Source organism: Sporosarcina sp. P20a (genome assembly GCF_002743175.1).
GTDB lineage: Bacteria > Bacillota > Bacilli > Bacillales_A > Planococcaceae > Sporosarcina.
The window spans coordinates 15273-40363 of the sequence record NZ_PDYT01000008.1; the positions used below are offsets into that span (position 1 = coordinate 15273).

Consider the following 25091-nt stretch of genomic DNA (forward strand, 5'->3'; position numbering starts at 1 on the left):
GAAGTAAACTCCTCATAACGGATCCACACACTATACAGTCAGCTGATTAACCTCTTTCGCAAAAACATTTTGCGCCTTAGAAATATCTACCTCATGACCCATCTCATTCAACGTTTCACCAATCTGCATAACCGCCTTCTCCAACATATCGGCTGTTGTATTCCCCATATGCCCGATACGGAACGCCTTTCCCGCTAAATGAGCGAGCGAGCCCGATAGAACCGTCCCCTTGTCCGCCATAGCCACACGGAACTTCCCGTCATCAATCCCTTCAGGATACAAAATGCAGCTCAACGTCGGTGCCGCCACTTCTTCTGAAGCAATTGCCTTCATACCATAGACTGCTAAACTCTGACGGACAGCGCGACCGAATGCTTGATGGCGTCGAATACGTGCGTCTAATCCTTCTTCCAATACGATACGTAGCCCTTCTTCTAGCGCATACACTAAGTTTACTGCAGGCGTTGCGAAGTATTTTGAAGGATCATGCATGACCGGAATCCAATTATAAATATCACAATAGTAAGCTTGCACACGTTCCATAGCGGCACGTGCATCCAAAGCTTTCTGATTGAATGCTACAAGCGCAATACCTGGTGGAACACCAATGGCTTTTTGTGAGCCAGTCAAAACGATATCGACTGTGTTGCCTACTCCGCCGTATTCTTTACTCATATCCTCATCCATTGCAGTTGTTGCACAAACGCCGTCTACGATAACAAGAGCACCGTGCTTCTTAATTACGGGCACAACTGCTTCCAAATCAATTCGTACACCTGTTGACGTATCTGCGTGTGTCACAGTAACTGCTTTATAATTACCTTCAGACAATTTCTCATCGATTTCTTCAGGAGATACTTGCTGCCCCCATTCGGATTGCAATACATCTACTTGAATACCGAATGCTTGTCCTAATTTAATAAAGCGGTCTCCAAAGTAGCCTTGGCTGACGACGAGAAGTTTTTCTCCTTCTGCAATCGTATTGACAATCGCCATTTCCATTCCGATCGTTCCCGAACCAGCGACTACAAATACCTCACCATCTGTATTAAAGATCTCTTTTGTCTGATCAATAGTATGTTTATAGATTTTCACAAAACGTGGATCCGTATGTGACCATGTCTCGCTCGCCATTGCATCATATATAGAATCCACTACTGGTGTGGGTCCAGGGATTAACAGCATTTCTTTATTTCTCATCATTTAATTCCTCCTCATAATGAAGTACATATCTCATATACTATACAAACTATCTAACTATTTCAAATAAAAGAAAAGGAGAGAATTGGATGTAATTATCCAATTCCCTCCACAATTCACTTCATCTAGTTAAAGATGTTGTGACCTCGTTATCATATGAATACCCCTTTTGTTGAAGCGAACGAGACTTTCTCCCAAAAGTCACACTCGGTAAAGCCATGTTGCTATTAGAACTGTGCTGTTTCAGTTGAACCAGACATAGCAGTTGTTGAAGATTGTCCTTCAGAGATAACTTGTGTAACTTCGTCAAAGTAACCTGTTCCAACTTCACGTTGGTGACGAGTAGCAGTATATCCTTTTGATTCGTTTTCAAACTCAGCTTGCTGAAGCTCTGAGTAAGCAGCCATTCCGCGAGTTTTGTAACCGTGTGCCAATTCGAACATGCTGTGGTTTAATGAGTGGAAACCAGCAAGTGTTACGAACTGGAACTTGTACCCCATCTTACCAAGTTCAACCTGGTACTTCGCGATTGTTTCTTGATCAAGATTCGCTTTCCAGTTGAATGATGGTGAACAGTTATATGCAAGCATTTTCTCAGGGAATTTCGCGTGAATTGCATCAGCGAATTCTTGAGCTTCTTCAAGTGATGGGTGAGAAGTTTCACACCATACTAGGTCAGCGTATTCAGCATAAGCAAGTCCACGTGCGATTGCTTGTTTGATACCTGGTGTAGTTTTGAAGAATCCTTCGTTCGTGCGCTCTCCTGTGATGAATGGAGCATCGATTGGGTCGATGTCGCTAGTTACCATGTCAGCAGCGTCAGCATCAGTACGAGCGATGATTACTGTATCAACACCTAGTACGTCAGCAGCTAGACGTGCAGCTGTCAGGTTACGAACTGCGTTTTGAGTTGGAAGAAGTACTTTACCACCCAAGTGTCCACATTTCTTTTCTGATGCTAATTGGTCTTCCAAGTGAACACCAGCAGCTCCAGCTTCGATCATGCCCTTCATTAGTTCGAATACGTTCAATGGACCACCGAAACCAGCTTCCATGTCAGCAACGATTGGAGCGAACCAGTTAAATCCGTCTTCACGGCCTTCTGCATGGTCGATCTGGTCAGCACGTTGAAGTGCTTGGTTGATGCGCTTAACAACTGCAGGTACAGAGTTTGCTGGATATAAACTTTGGTCAGGATACATTTGTCCCGCAAGGTTTGCATCAGCAGCAACTTGCCATCCGCTTAGATAAATAGCTTGTAGACCAGCTTTAACTTGTTGAACTGCTTGGTTACCCGTTAGTGCACCTAGTGCATTAATGAAATCTTCTTCATGAAGAGATTCCCAAAGGCGAGCAGCACCCTTTTCAGCTAGTGTATTTTGAATTAGAAGTGAACCTCTTAGTTTAACTACATCCTCAGCAGAGTAGTTACGTTTGATTCCTTTCCAACGGCTATCCTCGGCCCAGCTTTTCTCTAATTGTGCAATTTGTTCTTGTCTAGTTGACATTATAACTTCACACCTTCCAGGTTTTTCGACTGGTAACTGTTATAATCTGTTTCATAACAGCTTCCTTCGTTAGTTATTACTATATAACAGTCAATCAGAATTGTCAGTCCATTTCGACAAAAAGGCTTTTTTAGCGGATGAAAGAATGGTAGAATGGATGAAAGGGCATACATTGGAATATAACTATATAAAAAGGGGATTTTATGAAGATTATGGAAAATATCGATATCCCAAAGAAAATTCTGAATCAATACGCTTCTGTATTGGAAGACTGGGTTCCAAAAGACGCTTCTATAGCTATTGCCGTTTCTGATCACTATATTTATTACGTTCCAGGCATGCATGATATTCATTTGCGGGAAGGTCAACATATCCAGACGGGCAGTATTGCTGAAGTTACGATCAAAGATCAGCGGAAAGTGGAAGTCGTCATGGATAACTCTCTTTATGGTACATCGTACTTCGGTATTGGCTATCCTATTGATGTTCAAGGTGAAAATGGTGCGTTAATCATTATCCTTCCCCCTAACTTCCATGTACTCAAGAAAGATCAGTTGCAGTTTCTAACAGGGAAGAAAGATGATGAGTGGTTCCCTATTCCATTGGATCAAGTCAGTTATGTAGAAAGTTTACATAAAAAGACGTGGTTTTACACAGCGAGCGATAATTATAATATTAGTTTCACGCTGAAAGATTTACACCTTCGTTTGCCGAGGAATTTCTTACGGATTCATCGTTCGTACATTATTAATATGGATTGTATTGAAAAGATTTCGCGGGATTTCTCTTCGAATCTTGTGATTAAGCTGATTGACGGTACGGAGCTACCAGTAAGTCAGACGTATTTAAATGAAGTGCGAGCGCTTTTAGGATTTTAATATAAAAAAGACTGAAGACCGTTCCAATTTATTTAGGATGGGTCTTCAGCAGGGGCATATGATTCATTTCATATGCCTTTTTATTTGTTCTTTTTAATTGCGTCTGTAAATTGTTTTGTCCCTTTCATTGCTTCTTCATATAATGAAGCGGAAAGTTTTTCAGTTTTAGCACACGTCTCTTTCCAATCTACCGCCAGTGAATCAAAGGCTTTGGAGAAGTGGTCGTCTGCTTTATGCATTTCACCGATTGGAATCGCCACTTCTGATAGGTCAGCAAGTTTCATGAAATCTGTCACTTTGTGATGGTAACAAACGGCTATGACAGGTGTTGCCGTACATGTAGCTAGAATTAATGAGTGTAGTCTTGTGCCAATTACTATATCTTGTTCAGCAGAAATTTGCAGTAAGTCAACTGGTAATAGATTACGATCGATAACCGTAGTTTTTTGGGCTTCCTTCATTAAGGATTGAATATCTTTCGTAACGTCGGCATCTTGAGGAAACTTGGTAGCGAAGAATGTGATTTCGACAGGCTGTTTAGCCGCCAGTTCGTCCAAATTTCTCGCCATTCCTTCTATATACTGTTGATAGATATCTTCCTTACTCTCCGGCCAGTACCCCGCATGATAATAAGGTACAGCTGTTATACCGATTTTCAACGGACGATCAGCTGTCGCTTTGCGCTCACGTTTTAATGAAAATGCTGGATCCCCTATCACTTCTACAGGTTTTTGTACACCTACTGCCTTCAATAAATCAGCTGATTCAGGATCTCTCACTGAAATACTTTCAGCATGTTTGCCCATGTAACGAATGAACCATTTACCTAATTCACTACTGAGCGGACCTGCTCCACAACCGTAAATGACATACGGAACACCAGAATTTTTAGCCATCATAGCGTACGATCCATATAATGGTGCTTCGCGTTTATAAAGATCCATTAAAATTCCGCCACCGCCTATAATGAGCAAGTCGAATGTTTTAACGATTTTTTTGTTTTGAAGATACGTGGCACCGAACGTTTTCACTGCGTTTCCCTTTTTATAATATAAAGGTGCACTCATCACTTGATAGCGTTTCGCAGTTTGCTTCGGGTTATTGCTGAATACCGTAATGACGTCGCTTGGGACATTGAAGGTCGATGTAACTTGTGAAATGAGACTCAATAAAATGGCTTCATCGCCGTTATTGTCATTTCCATAGTTCCCTACTATTCCTATTTTCAATTTATACCATCCTCTACAGTTCATTTGCTATAAGTATAGCAGAGTGACCTTTTATAGTGTATTCAAAAGACAGAGAAGCCTTCCAATCCAAGGACATACCAGGGATTGGAAAGCTTCTATAATTACTTCGCTATACTTCTATATAGGAATGCACTGAATTGAGCACGATTGACCGGTTTACCTGGCATGAATTCGCCTTTTTCATTCCCAGTCGTAATTCCGTGGTTCGCCAAAATATGAATCTGCTTGTACGCACCATGTTGCGGTGAGACGTCTATGAATTTCTTCGTAGACTCTCCTTCTAAACTATAGGCTTTGACTAAAATCATCGCCATCTGCGAACGAGTCAATTGTCCTGTTGGATCAAATGTCCCGTCAGAATGGCCGCCTACGATATTAGCATTGGCGATTGCACTGATTTCATTGTAATAGCGATGGGTCTTTGGTACATCACTGAACTCTCTTCGCGCTTCCTCTGCTGGTGGTAGATTGAAAGCTCGACTTAAAATTAATGCCGCGTGCTCTCTTGATAACGTATTACCAGGATTGAATGTTCCGTCCGTGTCTCCATTAATGATACCGCGATCACGTAAGAAATAGATTTCTGTCGCGTAAGCATAAGACAACGGTACATCTTTGAACAATTCATTACTTGGATTATCTACAATAGGCGGCACAGGACCTGGCTCCACTGGTTTAGGCGGAGCTTCAGTTGACTTCACTTCAACCGATACAGAGATCACTTTCTTACCTAGAGTCGCCTGTACTTGGCCTTTTCCTGCTTTCGTTGCCGTAAATGTTCCAGAAGAAGTGATGGAACCCAGATCATTTGTAACGCTCCATACTAATTGGTGCGGTTGATAGATGATCGGTTTTCCAGAAGCATCCGCCGGAGTCGCAGTAAATGTGATTTTCTCCCCTGGCTTGACGCTTGATGCAGAAGATTTCACATCGAGTCTTGCAGGCTGGTCAATGACAGTGACTGGGAAAGATTGTTCAGCTAATCCATAGTTGACGCTGATACGATCTTCTCCTGCCTGAACTGCTTTATATGTCAGACCTGTTCCTTCAACCGTTCCTTTTGCAGATGTCGTCTTCACTTGGGATGCATTCGGCACAATGGGATTATAATGCGCATCCAATACATGATTGATTTTCAAATCAGCAGTTGCACCGACTAACATCTCCCCCATTTGTGACCGGGAAGCACTTACGTATGCTGGTTGTCCTGTTGGTGCAGTACTTACCGCTTCGAGAATAGCTGAGATATTTCGTTGTGTAGAATTGGATGTACGATTAGCCAAGACTACTTGGTTACTACCGTAGTTACGAATTCCCATCGTAGTGGAACCGCCACCGTCGAAGTTCAACGCGCGGTCATATCCTTGAGATACAAGATAATTTGCAAATTGAGTCAATGTCATGCCGTTACTGTATCCAGCTCTTGAATCAACCGTCACCATATGCACTTGTTTTTTATCTTTGCTAATCGCAATAGCCGTTCTTGCCGTCTTTGCTGTGGCACGCCAGTTATTCGTATCCATAGTGATATGACGTTGTCCGTCTTTAACAAGCATCGGGCCACTCGCCATCATGAATTCAGAGTCTTTCCATTTATCATCGATCGATAGATTCAATGAAAGCGGATCTCCAACAGCGACGGATTTAAAGCGATCCAATCCTTTTTTTCCATGGATGGATACGACAAAACCATTTTTCGGTATAGTTACTGGTTTTTTATCTCCATAACCACGTACGTTAACCACTTTACCTTGAAGTTTCTGTCCGTAATGTGTCGATGTGATCGGCGCACTCGTTTCAACAACTAATTCAATACCGTATTCATTGGAACCGGTCGTGTTTTTCACATGCTGCGGGGTGAAGACGATCGTTTCATCTGCCTGACGCTCACGGTTCAGACCCGTCATTTGAAAGGCGTTGCCATTGACTCCGACTTCAATTCCTAGATTAAAATAATCAATTTCTGAAAGACCGTTACTCGTTACACCAAACGCAATCGGATGGCTGACATAATATGAGCTCGCACTCGAGATGACGCCGCCATTAACGATTTCATTGCCTTCGGACAACAAATACATCGGCATACCTGTCTTCATATCGAAGAACGAAGTGTTTACTGCACCTACAACGCGATGGCCTTCTTTAGAATCTCGGTTTGCCAAAGTCAATGTAGGCGCTGTTTTTGATATAGGTGCGGGAAGACCCATTTTCAGTTTCGTGAACGGGTCACTCAGATCAACGCCTATGTGATTGATGTGACTACTTGCTGAATATGTATAGTGAGAATAGGTAACACCTGAAGACACGGGGTAACTAGAAACAACTTTCGTGCTTGCTGCCGCTGAAAATGGCAATGAAATTAGCATAGCTGCTGACATAGCGGTAACGACTACTTTCCGCTTCGTGCGAGACAGCAAAGTATTTTGTACGATAACACAACTCCACCTTTCCTACTCTTATCAATCTATAGTCTATCAAATTAGGCCTATGTTTTCATGTACCGTTTGAACGAAAAAGTAAAAGAAATGAGGAATTATGGAATTTGAGAGTGATTTTGGGTTTTCTTGATAGATTGGATTGGGTTTATGACGTTTTTGAGCGGATTGCGGGGTAGTTATGAGCGGATAGAGGCCGACATTGAGTGGTTGCCGTGTCACTTTGAGCGGATAACGGCTGGCTTTGGGCGGTTGCGGAGCAACTATGAGCGGATAGCGGCCCACATTGAGCGGTTTCGGCGTAGCTATGAGCGGATAGCGGTCGGCCTTCTGCGGTTATCGTGTCGCTTTGAGCGGATAACGGCCGGCAGTGAGCGGTTGCGGGGCAGCTTTGAGCGGATAGCGGCCGACATAGAGCGAATCCCATACAGCATAGAGCGGTCGCACAAGAACAATGAGCGGTTATCCCCTTACTATGATCACCTACATAAAACTATGCGCGAACAAACCAAATAAAAAACCTACGAATGGATTAACCATTCGTAAGTTTCAATGAGTCGCGCTGCTTGCTAAACGCAACAAATGCGCCAAGCAAGATAAAGTAGAATAAAGTATACATCTTCAGTTCCCAAATATTATAGTACATTCCGGAAACGCCTGTTGAAAACCATAGCGCAATCATAAACACACCGAAATTCGTGTGTCGTGATTTCCAGAAGTACCACAGCATACTAAGCAAGAAGAGCGCAAAAATCAATACGCCGATTACACCGGTTTCTGCAATGACTTGAATATATTGATTGTCTGAATAAAAATACTTCCCTCCATAGATATCCGAACTGATGCCATAGTGATCATAAATCGGTGAACCGTAAGACAAAGTGGCCGAACCACCGAATGAACCGAATCCGGTACCCGTTATAGGATGATCGCTGAAGATCTCAAACCCTTTACTTATATAGAAGAATCGTCCGCTTTCTGTCATGAGGGCTAAGTTCTTCTCATCAAACGTTTCGCCGAAGCGGCCTCCGATACTTCCAGCTCCGTCAGGCTTCACTTCTATTTCTACACCCAACGTTTGTATATATTGTACAGCTAGGTTAACTGGATAATATATCAGGATAATTGATGCAACACCTGCAATCACCAATCGCTTCAAGAGATACCATTTTCTTGTCATGAGAATGAAGACTATACCGAACACTACTGCTGAAATCCAAGTTCCTCTTGAATAAGTAAGAACTAGAATACCGAAGAACAATACAAGCAAAACACGGAATGTCCATTTGTATTTATTTTGCTGGTAGATATGTTGCAAATAAACGATCCCGATAATCCCGAAAAACAGAGATAATGCCAAAGAGTTCGGATTACCGGTAAGTCCGTAAATACGCACAGCGTTTGTTGCAGATAAAACTTTATACTTCCATTCTTCAGGTAGCAGTAACTGACGCAATGACAGTTTTTCTACTAAGCCATGAAGCGACATCACAATGTTCAACCAAACCGTCGTCCAGGCAAGTTGTTGCAACCATTTGTTCGTCAACGTCATTCTTGAAATGATGTAGTATAGCAAATACATAATCAAAAATGTTCGAACTTGGAAAATGATAGATGTTGGTGTCACGTCGTTTAGGAATCCTACGATTGAGCCAAATAAAATAAAGGCGAAGTAGGACCACTCAAACCATTTGAATGTAAATAGTGAACGGATATTATGCCGGTAATGGAACAAAGTCCACGCAAATACGACAAAAATAATTAAGTCTCCTATCAACTTCAGTCCACTATTCACTTCCAGCAAAAATGGTCGGATGTTGACGTAGATGACCAGAAATAGAATACTTTGCTGTGGTTTAATAATAGAAAATAGGACAAAAAATAAGGCCGTTCCGAGTAACGCTATTTTTGATGGTAACAATAATGCAATGAGCATCACAGCTACTGCAATCAGTATTGTACTTGTAGATTGTTTTTCTACTCGCTGTTTCCATATATTCATTAGTCTATAAAACCCTTTCTACGCTTGCTAGTTCCTTGTTGCATTATATCACTATCTAGGACGGAATAGTGAAAGCATTCGTTGCATCTTTTCGAATAATTGTAGATTGTCGTTTATTGCTATATTTGGTATTTCAACGCGAATGAGTAATTCACATAATTAGTATGCACTTTCACCCTATTGATCTATATACACCCACTACCATATAGGAGTTTATTATAATAAGGGTCTATTAATATACCAAAAAGCGCTTACCAATACTAGTCCTTTCTGCTACAATAGTAGGAGATTTATATAGGAGGTTTTGATTTGAAACGTTTGATTACATTACTGACACTTTTACTTTTAGTTGCTTCTCCTATCTTCACACCGGTGGCGAGTGCAAATGATTTCACTGGTCATCAAATGCAGCAAGAGCTGACATTTTGGGTAGATAAAGGAGTAATTCAAAAGGATGCCAAAGGGAATGTCTATCCGAATCGTGCGGTGACACGAGGAGAATTTGCTTCTTATTTGGCACGTTCACTCGAATTACCTGCTTCGACAAGATATACCTTTAAAGATTTAACAGCAAACCATTCCCGCACAATTGAAATTCAAAACGCTGCAGGCGCTGGAATTTTAGCAGGATATCCCGATGGTACATTTAAAGCGAATCAGCAGATTACCCGACAGCAAATGGCAGGCATGATATTTAAAGCATTCCGCTTCCTTAATATCCCTGTCAATTCAACTACCGTTCAATTTAAAGATAGCAAGAAAATCTCGTCGAACTTCGTACCGGCTGTTTCTGCGGCTTCTTCATTGAATATCATACGAGGCGATCAAGGGTATTTCAAACCGACAAGTAACGCAACGATTGCTCATGCTTCTGCATTTTTATTCCGTATGTTCGCAGTGGCTGATGGAAAAGGTAGTACCCGTCCTCCTACGAATGTTGGCGGTACGGAGAATCCTAAAGTGCATAAAGTTAGCTCGATTTCCAACAGTCAGCTGAATGTAACAGATGAATCATACATCACGTTTGAAGACGCATTGGCTGCATATAATGCTTCTTCCATCGTTCAGACCATTTCCGTTAATAATAAAATTATCAAAATGAAGTCAGGTCAGGCGTTTGCTTCAGAAAACCCTAAGCAATATACGTCATTATATAGTGATCCTGCATTAAAAAACGAAGTGACATATGTGCAAAAAGGTTATGAACTAGACTATATAGGCAGTAGCCCTGAACGCGTTGTCGTAGACGTAGGTGGCTATACCTATTATGCGAAACACGCGGAAATCGATCTAGTCCCTTCACTGTTATCTAAAGGTGCAAGCCAATATAAAGTAACAAGTGATGGCTTACTAATTCACCAACCCTATTATCGTACTTACGATGCCAAAACGAAACAATATAAAGGTAGTTACGCAGAGTATACAGTAGGCCCTGCTTCTTCTGCAATGAAAAAAGGACAGAGCTATACGAGTAACGATGGAGTTCATTTTAAAGAAATGAACGGTTCAGCAACGATTACCTATTATCCGTATTTCCAATTCCAATCGGTGCGCCAGCCTTCCACTTACACAGGACAGGAACTGGATCGTTTTATTTCTAATGCATTACAAGCAAGACAGAAGACAGGTATTGCACGCTATAAAAACGCTACATCCAAGTCTAAATTAATTGGACTGGGTACGTATGTGAAACAAATGGAGAAACAGCATAATGTGAATGCGATGTTCATCTTAGCAACCGCTATACATGAGAGTGATTACGGCATGAGTGGCAATGCTCAGCAGAAAAATAATATTTTCGGCATCCGCGTATTCGACTCTTCACCGGATAAAGGTGAAGTCTACGGTAACCCTACGAGAAGTGTCGATGCATTCATCACTCGCTACATCAACTTAAACTATGCGAATCCACTCGGCGCTTATGCCAATGGCGCAGCTCCGGGTAATAAAGCAGTCGGTTTCAATATGAAGTATGCATCCGATCCTTTCTGGGGAAGCAAGATTGCCGGCCATATGTGGCGGATCGATCAGTTCCTCGGGAATAAAGATGCAAACCAAGCGCAATTAGCTGTGATTTCATACACTGGCAATACTGCGGTTAATATCCGGACAAGCCCTGAAGCGGTGAATAGAAATAATATTCTATTCTCGTACAAGCCTAAGCATCCAGGCAATCTGGCAGCATTCGGTTATCCGTTGATTGTTACAGATCGTACGACAGGCGCGGATGGCTTCATTTGGTACAAGGTGCGCATGGATAGTAATCCAGGAACGCAACAAATCAACGAACCATACGGCTGGATCCGTTCCGATCTAGTGACGCTCGTTAATTAAATACACAATGAAACCACCATCTCCGGAAGCTTTGGAGTTGGTGGTTTTTAGTGTGAAGAGTAATCAATATTGATTGATCGGCAGTCGCTTACTGTCATTTCCTTAAGAGGAAACGCTCATAGTTCCACGATATCCGCTCATAAACCTTGAGAAGTGCTCTATGGTCCCTCGAAAGCGCTCTATCTAACTAATTAATCGCTCTATGAATCTCGGCAAGCGCTCTATGCCCGTTAGTAACCGCTCTATTACTCTTCAGAAGGATAACCTGAAACGTCACACAACATTTTCATCTCCCATAATTACTCCGCAAAACAACAAAAAAACACCATCTCCTAAACGAACGGAGATGGTGTCTTCATTATTATAACGCGTCCGTATACTCTTTACCTGCTGGCAATAAGTTAGACATGTTGATGCGTTTTAGACCTTCTTTGATCTTAGTCGTATAACCTTTTTTCGTACTGTTCAAATAACCAGCTTTCGACTTAATCATCCGCTCAAATACTTTGGCTTTCGATTGATCGATTTGCGACCATTTTTCATAAGAGTGAATCAAGTCTTCCAATGTCAGATGAACATAATCTGTTCCTGAAAACTGACCATTTGGTGCACGTTTGTACCAAATGTCCCCATTAGAACGGGTCCAGTTCTTTTCTTCAAATCGTATCGCTTTTTCAATGGCACTGGCATTTTCCAAATAGACCGGATCATTGAACTCCTGGAACGCGAGCAAGAGTATATTCATGCCGCCAAGTAAATGGTTCATTGACGTATGGGTCTTCACCTGTGATTTTGCTGGGAAGTAATCCGGGATATAATATGCAGTTGGAGACAGGAAGTTTACATTCCCTTTTCTATGTTGCTGTACAAGTAGGTTCGCATAGTTTCGCAAACCTTCGTTGTAGTCTGTATGATTGAATGCTTTTCCTCCATTATAAAGGAATAAGGCAATCTGTTCATTGAAACGCGTATCGACGAAAGGTGCTGTGAAGTTATATAAATTTGTCAAATACGTACTCGTCACTTCAGTTTCCCAATATGGCTTACTTCCTCTGAAGACAGCTAAGTTCGTAAAGGAGTTATGCAAAATATCTTCATAATAGCGTTCTTTCGTTTGATTGTATAACAACATGACACGATCTTCTTTTACTAGAAGTAAATTCCGACCATATCCTCGCCCTGAAGCAGGCATTGGTTCGATAGTTGTTGCCATCTTATTGTATGGGCCTTCAGCTGTATACCATTTGTTGCGCTTTTTATAGTTGGTAATAGATTCACGAAGCCATGAATCCAATCTTTCCTTTGACGAGAATAGTTTTTTATTGGATGAAAGATACCATTGATCCACCACATCGTATCCTCTAGAGTTTAATTCATACACTGACACACGATTATTGCCCATTAAAATATTGCTGTAAGTTTCTTTCTCGTCCTGAAGTTCTCGTGTCCGGCTGACTGCACCATTACGATACTTTAACTCCAGTTCACGTGAACGATATGTTTTCGAAATCATTTGCTGTCCAGTACCTTGTTGTGAAATTGTTTCAAGAACACCAACTGGCGAAGTAGCAATATCGAATCCGAATGTATCATCCACATCTTTTTTCATTGGGAATTTGTCAAATCGTTCTATTGTATTCGTTTGGATATCGCCATCGATACGTACCAAGTCGACACGGATCGGCAGACGGTCCGGGTTTCTTAACTCAACGAATGTAAAGTAATCACCGTTTGGCAATTCTCGTTTCGTTACAGTGACTCTCGTGCTTTTTCTTTCACTAACGCCATAGACATAAATATGATCTGTTGCATGTCCATGTGCTTTTACCCGTTTAGCGGATAAAGACATGTAATGGTTTGAACGTAAGTACGTCTGTCCCTCTTGTGTTAAGGGCACTTCCGTAAGATATTGATTAAAACGAATGGGTTCAAATTTCCCCATAGTTTGTGTTTTATTAAAAACAATCGGTTGTTTTTTTTCGAGCAGTCCTGCTTGAATCATTGCTCTATGTAGGAATACAGCGAATGAACCACGGTTTACGGAAAGTTTCGGCGCAAAAGATCCATCCTCTTTACCTGTTGTAATACCGTGCTGCATCAGTACTTTTACGCCATATCTGTGAGATTCACTAATACTTTTCTCATCCGTAAAGTGTACTTTTTCTCCTGTGTCTTTTAATTTAAATGCATTAACTAACACACTTGCCATTTGTTCACGTGTTAATTCATCACTAACACCGAAGTTGCCATCGGGCTTCCCTCTAAATATGCCTTCTTGATAAGTAGACATGGCACCGCGTAAGTAGGAAGATTTTGAGCTGACATCTTTAAATATCGGCTGATAGGGAGCTTCAGGCAATTTCAATGCAGCAGTCAGCAAGTTTGCAGCTTGCCCACGTTTGATGCTAATTCCGGGACGGTATTGTAAATCTTGATACCCGTTAATGATTCCTTCTTCTACGAGTTGTGTTACTTCATCCTTTGCCCAATATTCATTGCTTACATCGGAGAAACGCTGGTTTACCGTTTCTGCTTGCGCATTGATTGGTAGTGCAATGAAGCATACTAACGTCGCGATTAGAAATGAATTTAAAATTGCGAATGTACTTTTCTTTGATGCGCTGAACATCTTTAAAATCAACCCCAGTCTTTAAATTTCTTGGTATTAGTATGTAGTTTCCTTCGACAATTATAGCATACCAAACATTTCAATTGGACTATCATCGTAGAGGAAGAAGATTCCATACCATCTAGCTGCGATACTTACTAAGGCCACTTTTCTATTTTCCGAAACCGCACCGTACAGACGCAAAAAGACAGAATTAGTTTCAAAGTTTCACAACTTATTTTTACTTTTTCAACAGGTACCCGAATACGTAAAAAACAGTTCATGCTAAGTAAGCGATGAACTGTTTTGAATCATGCATGCTTCTGTTCGTATTCTGTAATCTTGTCTTCATATTGGAAAGTTAGCGAAATCTCATCCCAACCGTTTAACAACATCTTTTTAGAATATGGATCGATATTGAAGCTATACACCGAACCATCTTCGCCCGCTACAGTCTGGTCTTCAAGACTAACTGTTAATGTATACGGGGCTTCTTTCCCTTTGTGTAAAAATTCATCAATTTCTGCAACAGATAACGTAATCGGTAATATTCCATTTTTGAAGCAGTTACTGTAGAAGATATCTGCAAAGCTTGGAGCAATGACTACACGGAAGCCGTAATCCAAAATTGCCCAAGGTGCGTGTTCACGGGATGACCCACAACCGAAGTTCTCATGTGCAACGAGGATAGTTGAACCATCATATCGAAGATCATTCAACACGAACTCTTCATTTTTTGTGCCATCTGCATTAAAACGCCAGTGATAGAATAAATATTGTCCGAAGCCAGTACGCTCAATGCGTTTTAAGAATTCCTTGGAAATGATCTGATCTGTATCAACGTTATTTTTATCTAATGGAGTGAGTACACTCTCTATTTTATTAATAGGTTCCATCTGAATACCCTCCTCAAATTTGCACTGCTGCTTCAATTTTACGAACATCTACGAAATGTCCGTGTAGAGCAGCCGCTGCAGCCATGGATGGGCTGACTAGATGTGTGCGTGAGCCTGCACCTTGGCGTCCTTCAAAGTTGCGGTTGGATGTAGAAGCACAGCGCTCGCCGGCTGGTACTACATCATCATTCATAGCTAAACACATACTACATCCTGATTCTCTCCACTCAAAACCTGCATCCGTGAAGATTTTATCGAGACCGATATCTTCCGCCTGCTTTTTCACAGTGCGTGAACCTGGTACGACAATTGCAGTTACAGTCGGATGAACGTGTTTACCTTTTACCACATTCGCCGCTGCTTCCAAATCGCTAAGACGCGCATTTGTACATGAACCAATAAATGCGTGTTGAATTTCAATATCCGTTAACGCCATTCCTTCTTCAAGTCCCATGTACTCCATCGCGGAACGAAGTGCGGACTTGTCTGTTTCAGATACATAGTCTGCAGTTGTAGGAATGTTAGCTGAAATCCCAGATCCCATAGATGGGTTCGTTCCCCACGTTACAAATGGTTCGATTTCGTCTGCATGAATTTCGAGAACTTGATCATAGACTGCGCCTTCGTCCGTATTCAATGCGAGCCAACGCTCTGCTGCCGCTTCAAATTCTTCGCCTTGTGATGCATAACGGCGACCACGTAGATAAATGATTGTTGTTTCGTCTGGACCAATTAAACCTGCTTTTGCTCCCGCTTCAATGGACATATTACATATTGTCATACGCTCTTCCATTGTAAGTCCACGAATTGCTTCTCCTGTGTACTCGACTATATGTCCAGTACCTACACCAATTCCAAACTTTGAAATAATTGCAAGTATAATATCTTTAGCTGTTACGCCAAAGCCGATTTTACCTGTCACGCGGATCTCCATCGTTTTCGGTTTACCTTGCCATAGTGTTTGTGTAGATAATACATGCTCTACTTCACTTGTGCCGATTCCGAATGCAATCGCTCCGAATGCACCATGTGTTGAAGTATGGCTGTCACCACAAACAATGGTCTTTCCTGGCTGTGTCAATCCAAGTTCAGGACCGATAATATGTACAATTCCTTGATCCGGATGTTCCATATCAGCCAATTGAACGCCAAACTCTTCACAGTTTTTTGCAAGTGTTGTAATTTGTTTCTTGGCAATTGGGTCATTGATTACCGGTAAATTTTTAGTCGGAACGTTGTGATCCATAGTAGCAAAACAAAGATCCGGTCGACGCACTTTACGGTTTGCGAGACGCAACCCTTCAAATGCCTGTGGTGATGTCACTTCATGAATCAAATGAAGATCAATATATAGTAGATCCGGCTTTCCCTCTTCTTCGTACACAATATGCTCATCCCATATTTTCTCAATAATTGTTTTAGCCATAATTGTTTCCCCTTCCAAGCCATTACCATATGAATGTGTGGCATCAGATTCAACTCGTCAGTCATTTCTCTAGCTACACACAAAGGGCGCACCAGTTTCGGTATGCCCTCATGTGCATGTCGAGACATAGACAGCGGTATTTATTTAAATATACGAGAACATGATACTGTTGGAAACGAACTGAAGATCCAGTTCATCTACAATCTTATCTGTCCATTCTTTAGTCGTTAATGAACGTTGATCCTTACCAGCTAAATCTGCTGTAAAGTGACCTTCTTCGAATACTGTATTGACTGCTTTTTCAATTGCTGTTGCTTCAGTTTCTAATCCAAATGAATACTTCAGCATCATAGCGACAGAAAGAATAGTTGCCGCTGGATTAGCTACGCCTTGCCCTGCTACATCTGGGGCCGAACCATGTACTGGCTCATATAGACCCAAACCGTCTGAACGGACACTCGCTGAAGGTAGTAATCCAAGTGATCCTGTAATAACAGACGCTTCATCACTCAAAATATCTCCAAACATATTCTCAGTAACGATTACATCAAAATATGCAGGGTTTGTAATTAACTTCATCGCTGCGGAGTCCACTAGCTGATGCTCTACTTCCACATCTGGATACTGCAACTTTTTCTCATCTACAATCTTTCTCCAAAGCTTACTAGATTCGAGCACATTCGCTTTGTCCACAGAAGTTACTTTGCCTTTACGTAGGCGAGCCAACTCGAAACCTTTGTCGACAATACGTTCGATTTCTTCACGTGTATATACAAGCGTATCAACAGCCGATTGATCTGTGTGACGGCTCGGTTTACCGAAGTAAAGACCTCCAGTTAATTCCCGAACAATCATCATATCGACCTCTTTGACGATTTCTTCTTTTAAAGGAGAAGCTTGGATCAAAGAAGGTACAGCTGCAACAGGACGAAGGTTTGCAAATAGATCAAAATGTTTACGTATCGCAAGCAACCCTTTTTCCGGTCGTAATTCAGATGGATTCTGATCCCATTTAGGGCCACCCACTGCTCCTAGAAGAATGGCGTCGCTTGACTCACATAACTCAATTGTCTCTTTAGGAAGTGGGTTATTCTTTTCATCAATCGCCGCTCCACCGATTAGTCCATATTCTGTATGGAATGTATGGTTAAAACGTCTGCCGATCACTTCCAATACTCTAACTGCCTCTGCTACTACCTCGGGGCCTATGCCGTCTCCGGGTAATACTGCTACTTTCTTTTCCATAGAACTTCTCCTCCTTGATCAATCTCGTATCACTCGATCGAATACTCTATCCCTTTGATATGTTGCCTATTTCATTAACTCTTCTTTCCGCAATTGTTCGCGAACTAGTTGACGATTGATAGCATTCAAATAAGCTTTTGCAGACGCTTCTAGCACGTCTTGCGCTACGTCTCGGCCCGTAAGCTCGAGTCCGTTATGTCTTAAGTTGACTACTGCCTCTCCCAGTGCATCGCGGCCTTTACCGATCGATGTTACACGATAATCGAGAATGAGTACTTCACCTTTAATTGCCAATTCCAGTGCGTTGAAGATCGATTCAACAGAACCTGCACCAGTCGTTGCCACAGTAACTGTTTCTCCGCTTGGCACTGTCGCTGTCACAGTAGCTGTCGGAATATTATTTGTACCGTATTGTACTTGAACATTATGCAATTCGTAAATCGGTGTATCCGTATCCGCCAATTGTTGTCCTGTAAATAGAACAAACAAATCGTCTTCTGTGATTTCCTTTTTACGGTCTGCTAATTTTTTGAAGTCATCAAATGCTTCATTTAATTGGTGATCAGTCAATTCAAACCCCATAGTCATTGCCCGATCTTTGAACGCAGCACGTCCGGAGTGTTTACCTAATGCTAACGGTATATCCGTTTCACCAATTAATTCTGGCGTGATAATTTCGTATGTCTCACGGTTTTTCAGCATGCCATCCTGGTGAATTCCAGATTCATGGGCGAATGCATTCTTTCCGACGACTGCTTTGTTTGGCTGGATAACTACCCCTGTCAACCGGCTAACAAGCTGACTAGCTTTTTTGATTTCTTTTAAGTTGATCCCAGTTTCTATATTGTAGAAGTCTTTACGGATGTGCATGGCGACAGCAATTTCTTCTAATGCTGCATTGCCTGCGCGCTCTCCAATACCGTTAATCGTACATTCTACTTGGTCCGCACCATTCTCAACTGCTGCAATGGAGTTTGCAACAGCCATCCCAAGGTCATCATGACAATGAGCTGAAAGCTTCACGTTCTCTATTCCTGTTACATTCTCTTTCAAATACTTGAATAGAGCGCCATATTCTGCAGGTGTTGCATAGCCTACAGTATCCGGAACATTAATAGTCGTAGCTCCTGCCGCAATTACTTGATTAATAATACGTACAAGGTATTCCTTATCAGAACGGAAAGCATCTTCTGCTGACCACTGAACGAGAGGGAAATACTGTTTGGCGTATTTGACTGCATCTACTGCAATATCCACTACTTCGTCCGGAGACTTCTTTAACTTATACTCCATATGAATGGGTGATGTAGCTAAAAACACATGGATATGCGGTTGTTCTCCGCCACGTAACGCTTCCCATGTTATATCAATGTCATTTTTCATTGCTCTAGCAAGACCCGTAACAGTAGAATTTTTCACTGTATTGGCAATGCGTTGAACGGCTTCGAAATCACCTGGGGAAGAAGCAGGAAATCCTGCTTCAATAACTGCTACCCCTAGTTTTTCTAACTGACGAGCGATCTCTAGTTTTTCTACCGTATTTAAATTAATACCTGCAGATTGCTCACCGTCGCGAAGAGTTGTATCGAAAAGATCAATTTTTCTCACTCGCTACCACTTCTTCCTCTTTTGATTTAGCTCCTTCGTTGATGAATGGCATCATAGAACGAAGCTTCTGTCCTACTTCTTCGATTTGGTGCTTAGCTTCTGCTTCTTCGATTGCGTTGAAATTAGGACGTCCGTTTTCATTCTCTTCAATCCATTCTTTTGCGAATTTACCTGATTGGATGTCAGTTAGAATATCTTTCATACGTGCTTTTGTATCTGCATCGACTACGCGTGGTCCAGAAACGAAGTCGCCCCACTCAGCAGTGTCAGAGATGGAGTAACGCATTCCAGCCATTCCGCCTTCATACATTAAGTCAACGATTAGTTTTGTTTCGTGCAATGTTTCGAAATATGCTAGTTCAGGCTGGTACCCAGCTTCTACTAGAGTTTCGAATCCAGCTTTAACTAGTGAAGTTAAGCCTCCACATAGTACAGCTTGCTCTCCGAATAGATCAGTAACTGTCTCTTCTTCGAAAGTTGTTTCCAAAACGCCGCCACGAGCAGATCCGATACCTTTTGCATACGCAAGAGCAACGTCTTTAGCTTGGCCAGATACGTCTTGATATACTGCGAATAGTGCAGGAACTCCGCCGCCAGCTTCGAATGTTCTACGTACAAGATGTCCTGGTCCTTTTGGAGCTACTAAGAATACATCTACGTCAGCAGGTGGTTTAATTTCACCGAAGTGTACGTTGAAGCCGTGTGCGAATACTAAAGATTTTCCTTTAGCAAGAGCTGGTTCAATTTCTGCTTCGTATACTGCTTTTTGGTTTTCATCCGGAAGTAGGATCATGATCAAATCTGCTTTTTCAGAAGCTTCTTTTACTGAAAGTGCTTCAAGACCATCCGATTTTGCTTGGTCGAATGATTTTCCAGCACGAACACCTACTACTACGTTAAAGCCTGAATCTTTCAAGTTACGTGCGTGTGCGTGCCCTTGTGAACCGTATCCAATAATTGCGATAGTTTTTCCTTCTAATAGTCCTTCATTGATATCCTGGTTATAATACATTTTCGTCATTTTAATTTCCCCCTAAGTGTGTGTGTGTTTTATTATTTTAAAATCGACAACTGTGGTGCTTGAACCTTTTGCATATCTCGGGCAAAGCCGGTTGCGCCAGTTCGTGTTAATTCTTTGATGCCATATGGTTTCAGCAAATCGATAAACGCTTCGATTTTATCTGGGTCACCCGTTACTTGGTACGTTACTACATTCTTTCCGGAATCGACTATAGTCGGACGGAAAGGTTCCACAATACTATTCATCTCAGAGCGAATCTGTGGTGGAGAGATGACCTTTACTAGCGCTAACTCACGTAACACGATTGCTTTGTCTGTTATATCTTTCACTGTAATAACATCAATCTGCTTTTGCAGCTGTTTTACAAGTTGTTCAATTTTAGTTTCATCTTCTACGTGAACTTGAAAGGTCATCTTGGATCTATTTGGCTGTTCCGTAGCACCAACAGTCATACTTTCAATATTGAATTGACGCTTCATTAGCAGTCCCGTTACACGGTTTAATACCCCGCTCTGATTAATTACTGTTACTGTAATAATTCGTTTCACTGAGGACTCACTCCAATCATGTCTTGTAATCCTTTACCTGGAGCAACCATCGGATAGACGTTTTCACGTTGTTTCACTCGGCAATCAATCAAGACCGGCTCGTCAGATAATAGCGCTTCTGTAAATACCTTTTCAGCTTCTTCAACATTGTGAATACGATACCCTTTCAGGTCGTATGCTTCTGCTAATCTAATGAAGTCTGGTTGTACCGGAACTAGTGACTGTGAGTAACGTTCTTCGTAGAATGTCTCTTGCCACTGACGTACCATACCTAGTGCACCGTTATTTAAAATGATGACTTTCACCGGAATCCGCATTTCCTGAAGAAGTGAAAGCTCTTGTGCTGTCATTTGGAAGCCTGCGTCTCCAACAATTGCAATGACACGATCTTTCGGTCTTGCAAGTTGTGCACCGATTGCTGCTGGGAAGCCAAAGCCCATTGTTCCTAATCCACCTGAAGTTACCCAGTTATCCGGATTATTGAAACGGTAATATTGAGCAGTCCACATTTGGTGCTGTCCAACGTCTGTTGTGACGATCGCATCACCATTTGTAATCCGATGTATAATCTCAAGTGCTTGTTGCGGTAATAATGCTCCCTCATCCGTTTGATACCAAAGTGGATATTTGTCTGCTAAACCATTCAAATAGCCTACCCATTCTACTGTGTCTGGTGATTTGAAATCCGCCTTCAGCAATGCTGTTAACGCTTCTTTCGCATCAGCTACAATAGGAATTTCAGTCACAACGTTTTTACCAATCTCTGCTGGGTCGATATCTATGTGAATGACCCGTGCATTCGGCAAGAATGCATCCAAGTTACCTGTTAGACGATCATCAAAACGAGCACCCACATTGAGCAATAAATCGCATTCGCTTAGAGCATAGTTGGCAGTTGCCGTACCGTGCATTCCAGCCATTCCGTAAAACAGTTCATGCTCTCCGTGGATTGTACCCAAGCCAAGTAATGTATTGACTACTGGAATACGATGCGTTTCGATAAGTTCCTTCAGCTCGGCCGTTCCGCCTGCATGAAGTACACCTGCACCTGCAAGAATCATGGGCTTTTTTGCACTAGAGATAGCTTTCGAAGCTTTTTGAATTTGCAGATAATTTGGTGTAGTAGTTGGCTGATAACCAGGCAAATTCACTTCTTTATCTTCTTTTTCAACGGGTACAAAGAGATCTGTTGCAACATTTTTCGGTACATCGACTACGACCGGGCCTGGTCTTCCTGTGGAGGCAATGTGGAAAGCCTCACGCAAAATACGTGGAATGTCCGCTACACTTTGCACTTGATAGTTATGTTTTGTAATTGGTTGAGTAATTCCAATAATATCCGCTTCCTGGAAAGCGTCCGATCCAATCACTGTAGTTGCTACTTGACCTGTAATAACTACTAATGGAAGTGAATCCATCATGGCATCTGTAATGCCCGTTACTAAGTTCGTTGCACCTGGACCTGATGTGGCAATGACCACACCTGTTTTCCCAGAAACTCTTGCATATCCCTCTGCTGCGTGAATTGCACCTTGTTCGTGACGTGCTAATACGTGTGGTATCGGATCGTTATATAGCGCATCATAGATTGGGAGAACTGCTCCTCCAGGATATCCAAAGATTATTTCTACGTTCTGTTCTTTAAGCGATTGAATCAAGATGGCAGAACCATCTGCAGGTTTATTTACGGCTTGTTCCTTTGGCATAGTAGATGCAGTCTGTTTTTCTTGTACTTCAGCACTCATACTGAACTCCTCCTTACAATTTTCAACTATATATATTTTAGCCAATGGCGTTTTTTCCTAAAAAAAAAACCTTTTCATCCCACGCAAAGAATTCTACTCTCTTTACATAGGGATGAAAAAGCTTTCATGGTACCACCCTAGTTCGTGACGTTAGTCACCTTAAGAAAAAGCAAGCCGAAGCTGTACTTTCTCATTGCTAACGAGCCCGATAATCGAGCCCGAGACTGCCTAATCGGTATACCTTTTAGCAATCCACTCCGAGGGGATGTCGCAAATAGCTGTATTGCCGGACTTGCAGCACCGCCGGCTCTCTGTGAATACATTTTCTATCTACTTTAACCTCATCAACGTTTTGTATATTAAATTTTCATAACTCCACCAGTGCTTGCTGAAGTAACTAATTGCGAATATCTAGCAAGATATCCTTTTTTAATTTTAGGTTCAAATGGTTTCAATGCATGACGACGTTCTGCAAGAACTTCATCAGATACTACAAGTTCGATCGTACGTTTCGTCAGATCAATTTCGATAATATCTCCGTTCTCTACAAGTGCAATCGGTCCACCGGATGCTGCTTCTGGTGAGATATGTCCAATTGAAATACCTCGCGAAGCCCCAGAGAAACGACCATCTGTAATCAACGCAACTTCTTTACCTAGCCCTTTACCCATAATCGCGGAAGTTGGTGCCAACATTTCTGGCATCCCCGGTCCACCTTTAGGTCCTTCATATCGAATGACGACAACATGGCCTGCTTTGACAGTGTCATTATCAATATTTTCTTGCGCTTCTTCTTGTGATTCAAAGACAATTGCTTCTCCTCTGAACTCCGTGATAGAGGGATCAACTGCCCCCACTTTAATGACAGAACCTTCAGGAGCAATGTTTCCAAATAGAATGGACAGGCCACCTACTGGACTATATGGATTATCTTTCGTTCGTATGACATCTGTATTCGTAATTTCATGTCCTGCAACATCTTCTGCAATCGTCTTGCCTGTGATTGTAATACGATCTTTGTGTATCGCTCCATCAATTTGACACAATTCATTGATAATTGCACTGACACCACCGGCTTTTTCAACATCATCCATCGAATAATCGGAAGCTGGCATGATTTTGGATAAGTACGGCACTCGTTTTGCTACCTCGTTAACATCTTCAATATTGTAATCAATTTCTGCTTCGTGAGCGATCGCTAATGTGTGAAGGACTGTATTCGTCGAACCACCCATTGCCATATCAAGTGCGAATGCATCGTCGATTGTTTCTTTCGTGATGATGTCACGTGGTTTAATATCATTTTTAATACAATTCATTAAGTGTTTCGCTGCATCTTTAATTAGTCTATGACGATCATCCGACGTGGCAAGAATTGTCGCATTTCCTGGAAGAGCCATACCGAGCATTTCCATCAACGAGTTCATGGAGTTCGCTGTGAACATGCCTGAACAAGATCCGCATGAAGGACAAGCATTCTGCTCAATATCAAGCAACGTTTCAGCTGACATCTTACCGCTCTTGTAAGCTCCAACACCTTCAAACACAGAGGTTAATGATAGAACATCGCCTGTTGCGGAAACACCAGCTTCCATCGGTCCACCTGAAACGAATACAGAAGGGACGTTTGTTCTAACAGCTGCCATCAGCATACCTGGTGTGATTTTGTCACAGTTAGGTATATAGAAGACTCCATCAAACCAGTGCGCATTAATGACTGTCTCTGCTGAATCTGCAATTAACTCTCGGCTTGGCAATGAATAACGCATACCAATATGCCCCATTGCAATTCCATCATCTACACCGATTGTGTTAAATTCAAACGGCACGCCGCCCGCTTCCCAAATCGCTTCTTTAACTACTTCCGCGAATTTGTTCAAGTGCATATGTCCCGGAATAATATCTATATAGGAGTTACACACTCCGATAAATGGTTTGTTCATATCTTTCGTTTTAACACCAGCTGCGTATAGTAAGCTACGATGTGGTGCACGATCGATTCCTTTTTTTATCATGTCACTTCTCATTTGCAATCTCTCCTAAACTAATTGAACGAATCAATTGCTAATTATATTAATTTCATTCAGTTGAATATTCTGAACAGCTAGTGAAATGTTCACCGCTATGAACTAGATTGTTGTAATCATATCTTGTATATGAATAAAGGTCAACCGTATTTTTAAAGTTTTTCGTTAATTGTGACTAATTAAAAACATCTGAATACGCTTACACACGCACCACAGTGCGATATATTGCATATCGAAATTCATTAAATTTTTTTTGACTTAATCTCGTTTCTTTCATTGAAGAAAGGAAACTTAGGTAATATCGATACTATATAAATAGATGACAAGGTTGTACTTTCAATCAATAATCCACCCAGACCC

General features: G+C 41.7%; 16 protein-coding genes. 2 read left to right on the forward strand and 14 right to left on the reverse strand.

The genetic code is table 11. The features are described from left to right. Positions 1-30 precede the first annotated feature (30 nt). The gene (locus tag CSV72_RS09020) at positions 31-1200 is read right to left on the reverse strand and encodes a pyridoxal-phosphate-dependent aminotransferase family protein (protein ID WP_099678106.1); all 1170 of its coding nucleotides are present in this window, start codon (positions 1198-1200) and stop codon (positions 31-33) included. Positions 1201-1427: 227 nt separating this feature from the next. Continuing rightward, the gene (gene aceA, locus CSV72_RS09025) at positions 1428-2708 is read right to left on the reverse strand and encodes an isocitrate lyase (RefSeq protein WP_099635062.1); all 1281 of its coding nucleotides are present in this window, start codon (positions 2706-2708) and stop codon (positions 1428-1430) included. A gap of 203 nt (positions 2709-2911) precedes the next feature. Between aceA and CSV72_RS09030 the strand changes: the two genes are divergently transcribed. After that, entirely contained in the window at positions 2912-3586 is a 675-nt protein-coding gene (locus CSV72_RS09030) for a LytTR family DNA-binding domain-containing protein (protein ID WP_233191196.1), read from the forward strand. 80 nt (positions 3587-3666) lie between these two features. Here CSV72_RS09030 and CSV72_RS09035 read toward each other — a convergent pair whose 3' ends face one another. From CSV72_RS09035 to CSV72_RS09045, 3 genes are all read right to left on the reverse strand, one after another. After that, entirely contained in the window at positions 3667-4815 is a 1149-nt protein-coding gene (locus tag CSV72_RS09035) for a polysaccharide pyruvyl transferase family protein (RefSeq protein WP_099678053.1), read from the reverse strand. A gap of 122 nt (positions 4816-4937) precedes the next feature. Then, positions 4938-7214, reverse strand: coding sequence for an S-layer homology domain-containing protein (locus tag CSV72_RS09040; protein ID WP_143561162.1), 2277 nt, complete (start codon positions 7212-7214; stop codon positions 4938-4940). Between the two features lie 589 nt (positions 7215-7803). Further along, a complete protein-coding gene (locus CSV72_RS09045; RefSeq protein WP_099678055.1) occupies positions 7804-9273 on the reverse strand; it encodes an O-antigen ligase family protein in 1470 nt (489 codons plus the stop codon). 309 nt (positions 9274-9582) lie between these two features. Here CSV72_RS09045 and CSV72_RS09050 point away from each other — a divergent pair, with 309 nt between their 5' ends. Further along, positions 9583-11607: an S-layer homology domain-containing protein gene (locus tag CSV72_RS09050; protein WP_099678056.1), complete on the forward strand. Its 2025-nt coding sequence runs from the start codon at positions 9583-9585 to the stop codon at positions 11605-11607. Between the two features lie 361 nt (positions 11608-11968). Here the strand turns inward: CSV72_RS09050 and CSV72_RS09055 are convergent, their stop codons facing one another. From CSV72_RS09055 to ilvD, 9 genes are all read right to left on the reverse strand, one after another. Continuing rightward, the gene (locus CSV72_RS09055; protein ID WP_099678057.1) at positions 11969-14236 is read right to left on the reverse strand and encodes an S-layer homology domain-containing protein; all 2268 of its coding nucleotides are present in this window, start codon (positions 14234-14236) and stop codon (positions 11969-11971) included. A gap of 290 nt (positions 14237-14526) precedes the next feature. Continuing rightward, the gene (gene leuD, locus CSV72_RS09060) at positions 14527-15111 is read right to left on the reverse strand and encodes a 3-isopropylmalate dehydratase small subunit (protein ID WP_099678058.1); all 585 of its coding nucleotides are present in this window, start codon (positions 15109-15111) and stop codon (positions 14527-14529) included. A 13-nt stretch (positions 15112-15124) separates the two neighbouring features. Next, positions 15125-16537 (reverse strand): 3-isopropylmalate dehydratase large subunit, encoded by a 1413-nt coding sequence (gene leuC, locus CSV72_RS09065; protein ID WP_099678059.1) that lies wholly within the window; start codon positions 16535-16537, stop codon positions 15125-15127. 144 nt (positions 16538-16681) lie between these two features. After that, the gene (leuB, locus tag CSV72_RS09070) at positions 16682-17782 is read right to left on the reverse strand and encodes a 3-isopropylmalate dehydrogenase (protein WP_099678060.1); all 1101 of its coding nucleotides are present in this window, start codon (positions 17780-17782) and stop codon (positions 16682-16684) included. Positions 17783-17848: 66 nt separating this feature from the next. Beyond that, positions 17849-19390 (reverse strand): 2-isopropylmalate synthase, encoded by a 1542-nt coding sequence (locus CSV72_RS09075; protein WP_099678061.1) that lies wholly within the window; start codon positions 19388-19390, stop codon positions 17849-17851. Further along, on the reverse strand, positions 19377-20411 hold the full coding sequence (gene ilvC / locus CSV72_RS09080; protein ID WP_099678062.1) for a ketol-acid reductoisomerase: 1035 nt from the start codon (positions 20409-20411) through the stop codon (positions 19377-19379). The genes CSV72_RS09075 and ilvC overlap by 14 nt, the downstream gene beginning before the upstream one ends. Positions 20412-20443: 32 nt before the next feature. After that, entirely contained in the window at positions 20444-20959 is a 516-nt protein-coding gene (gene ilvN / locus CSV72_RS09085) for an acetolactate synthase small subunit (protein WP_099635050.1), read from the reverse strand. Next, positions 20956-22704 carry a biosynthetic-type acetolactate synthase large subunit gene (ilvB, locus tag CSV72_RS09090; protein ID WP_099678063.1) on the reverse strand — a complete coding sequence of 583 codons (1749 nt, stop codon included), beginning with the start codon at positions 22702-22704 and terminating at the stop codon, positions 20956-20958. The genes ilvN and ilvB overlap by 4 nt, the downstream gene beginning before the upstream one ends. A gap of 359 nt (positions 22705-23063) precedes the next feature. Continuing rightward, on the reverse strand, positions 23064-24731 hold the full coding sequence (gene ilvD / locus CSV72_RS09095; RefSeq protein ID WP_099678064.1) for a dihydroxy-acid dehydratase: 1668 nt from the start codon (positions 24729-24731) through the stop codon (positions 23064-23066). Between the last annotated feature and the right edge of the window lie 360 nt (positions 24732-25091).

Excerpts from the sequence above, each read along its gene's own strand:
- ilvC (WP_099678062.1), bottom strand. The coding sequence starts at position 20,411 with ATGACGAAAATGTATTATAACCAGGATATCAATGAAGGACTATTAGAA.
- CSV72_RS09030 (WP_233191196.1), top strand. The coding sequence starts at position 2,912 with ATGAAGATTATGGAAAATATCGATATCCCAAAGAAAATTCTGAATCAA.
- CSV72_RS09045 (WP_099678055.1), bottom strand. The coding sequence starts at position 9,273 with ATGAATATATGGAAACAGCGAGTAGAAAAACAATCTACAAGTACAATA.
- CSV72_RS09020 (WP_099678106.1), bottom strand. The coding sequence starts at position 1,200 with ATGAGAAATAAAGAAATGCTGTTAATCCCTGGACCCACACCAGTAGTG.
- aceA (WP_099635062.1), bottom strand. The coding sequence starts at position 2,708 with ATGTCAACTAGACAAGAACAAATTGCACAATTAGAGAAAAGCTGGGCC.
- CSV72_RS09055 (WP_099678057.1), bottom strand. The coding sequence starts at position 14,236 with ATGTTCAGCGCATCAAAGAAAAGTACATTCGCAATTTTAAATTCATTT.
- ilvD (WP_099678064.1), bottom strand. The coding sequence starts at position 24,731 with ATGAGAAGTGACATGATAAAAAAAGGAATCGATCGTGCACCACATCGT.
- leuD (WP_099678058.1), bottom strand. The coding sequence starts at position 15,111 with ATGGAACCTATTAATAAAATAGAGAGTGTACTCACTCCATTAGATAAA.
- ilvB (WP_099678063.1), bottom strand. The coding sequence starts at position 22,704 with ATGAGTGCTGAAGTACAAGAAAAACAGACTGCATCTACTATGCCAAAG.
- CSV72_RS09040 (WP_143561162.1), bottom strand. The coding sequence starts at position 7,214 with ATGTCAGCAGCTATGCTAATTTCATTGCCATTTTCAGCGGCAGCAAGC.
- leuB (WP_099678060.1), bottom strand. The coding sequence starts at position 17,782 with ATGGAAAAGAAAGTAGCAGTATTACCCGGAGACGGCATAGGCCCCGAG.
- leuC (WP_099678059.1), bottom strand. The coding sequence starts at position 16,537 with ATGGCTAAAACAATTATTGAGAAAATATGGGATGAGCATATTGTGTAC.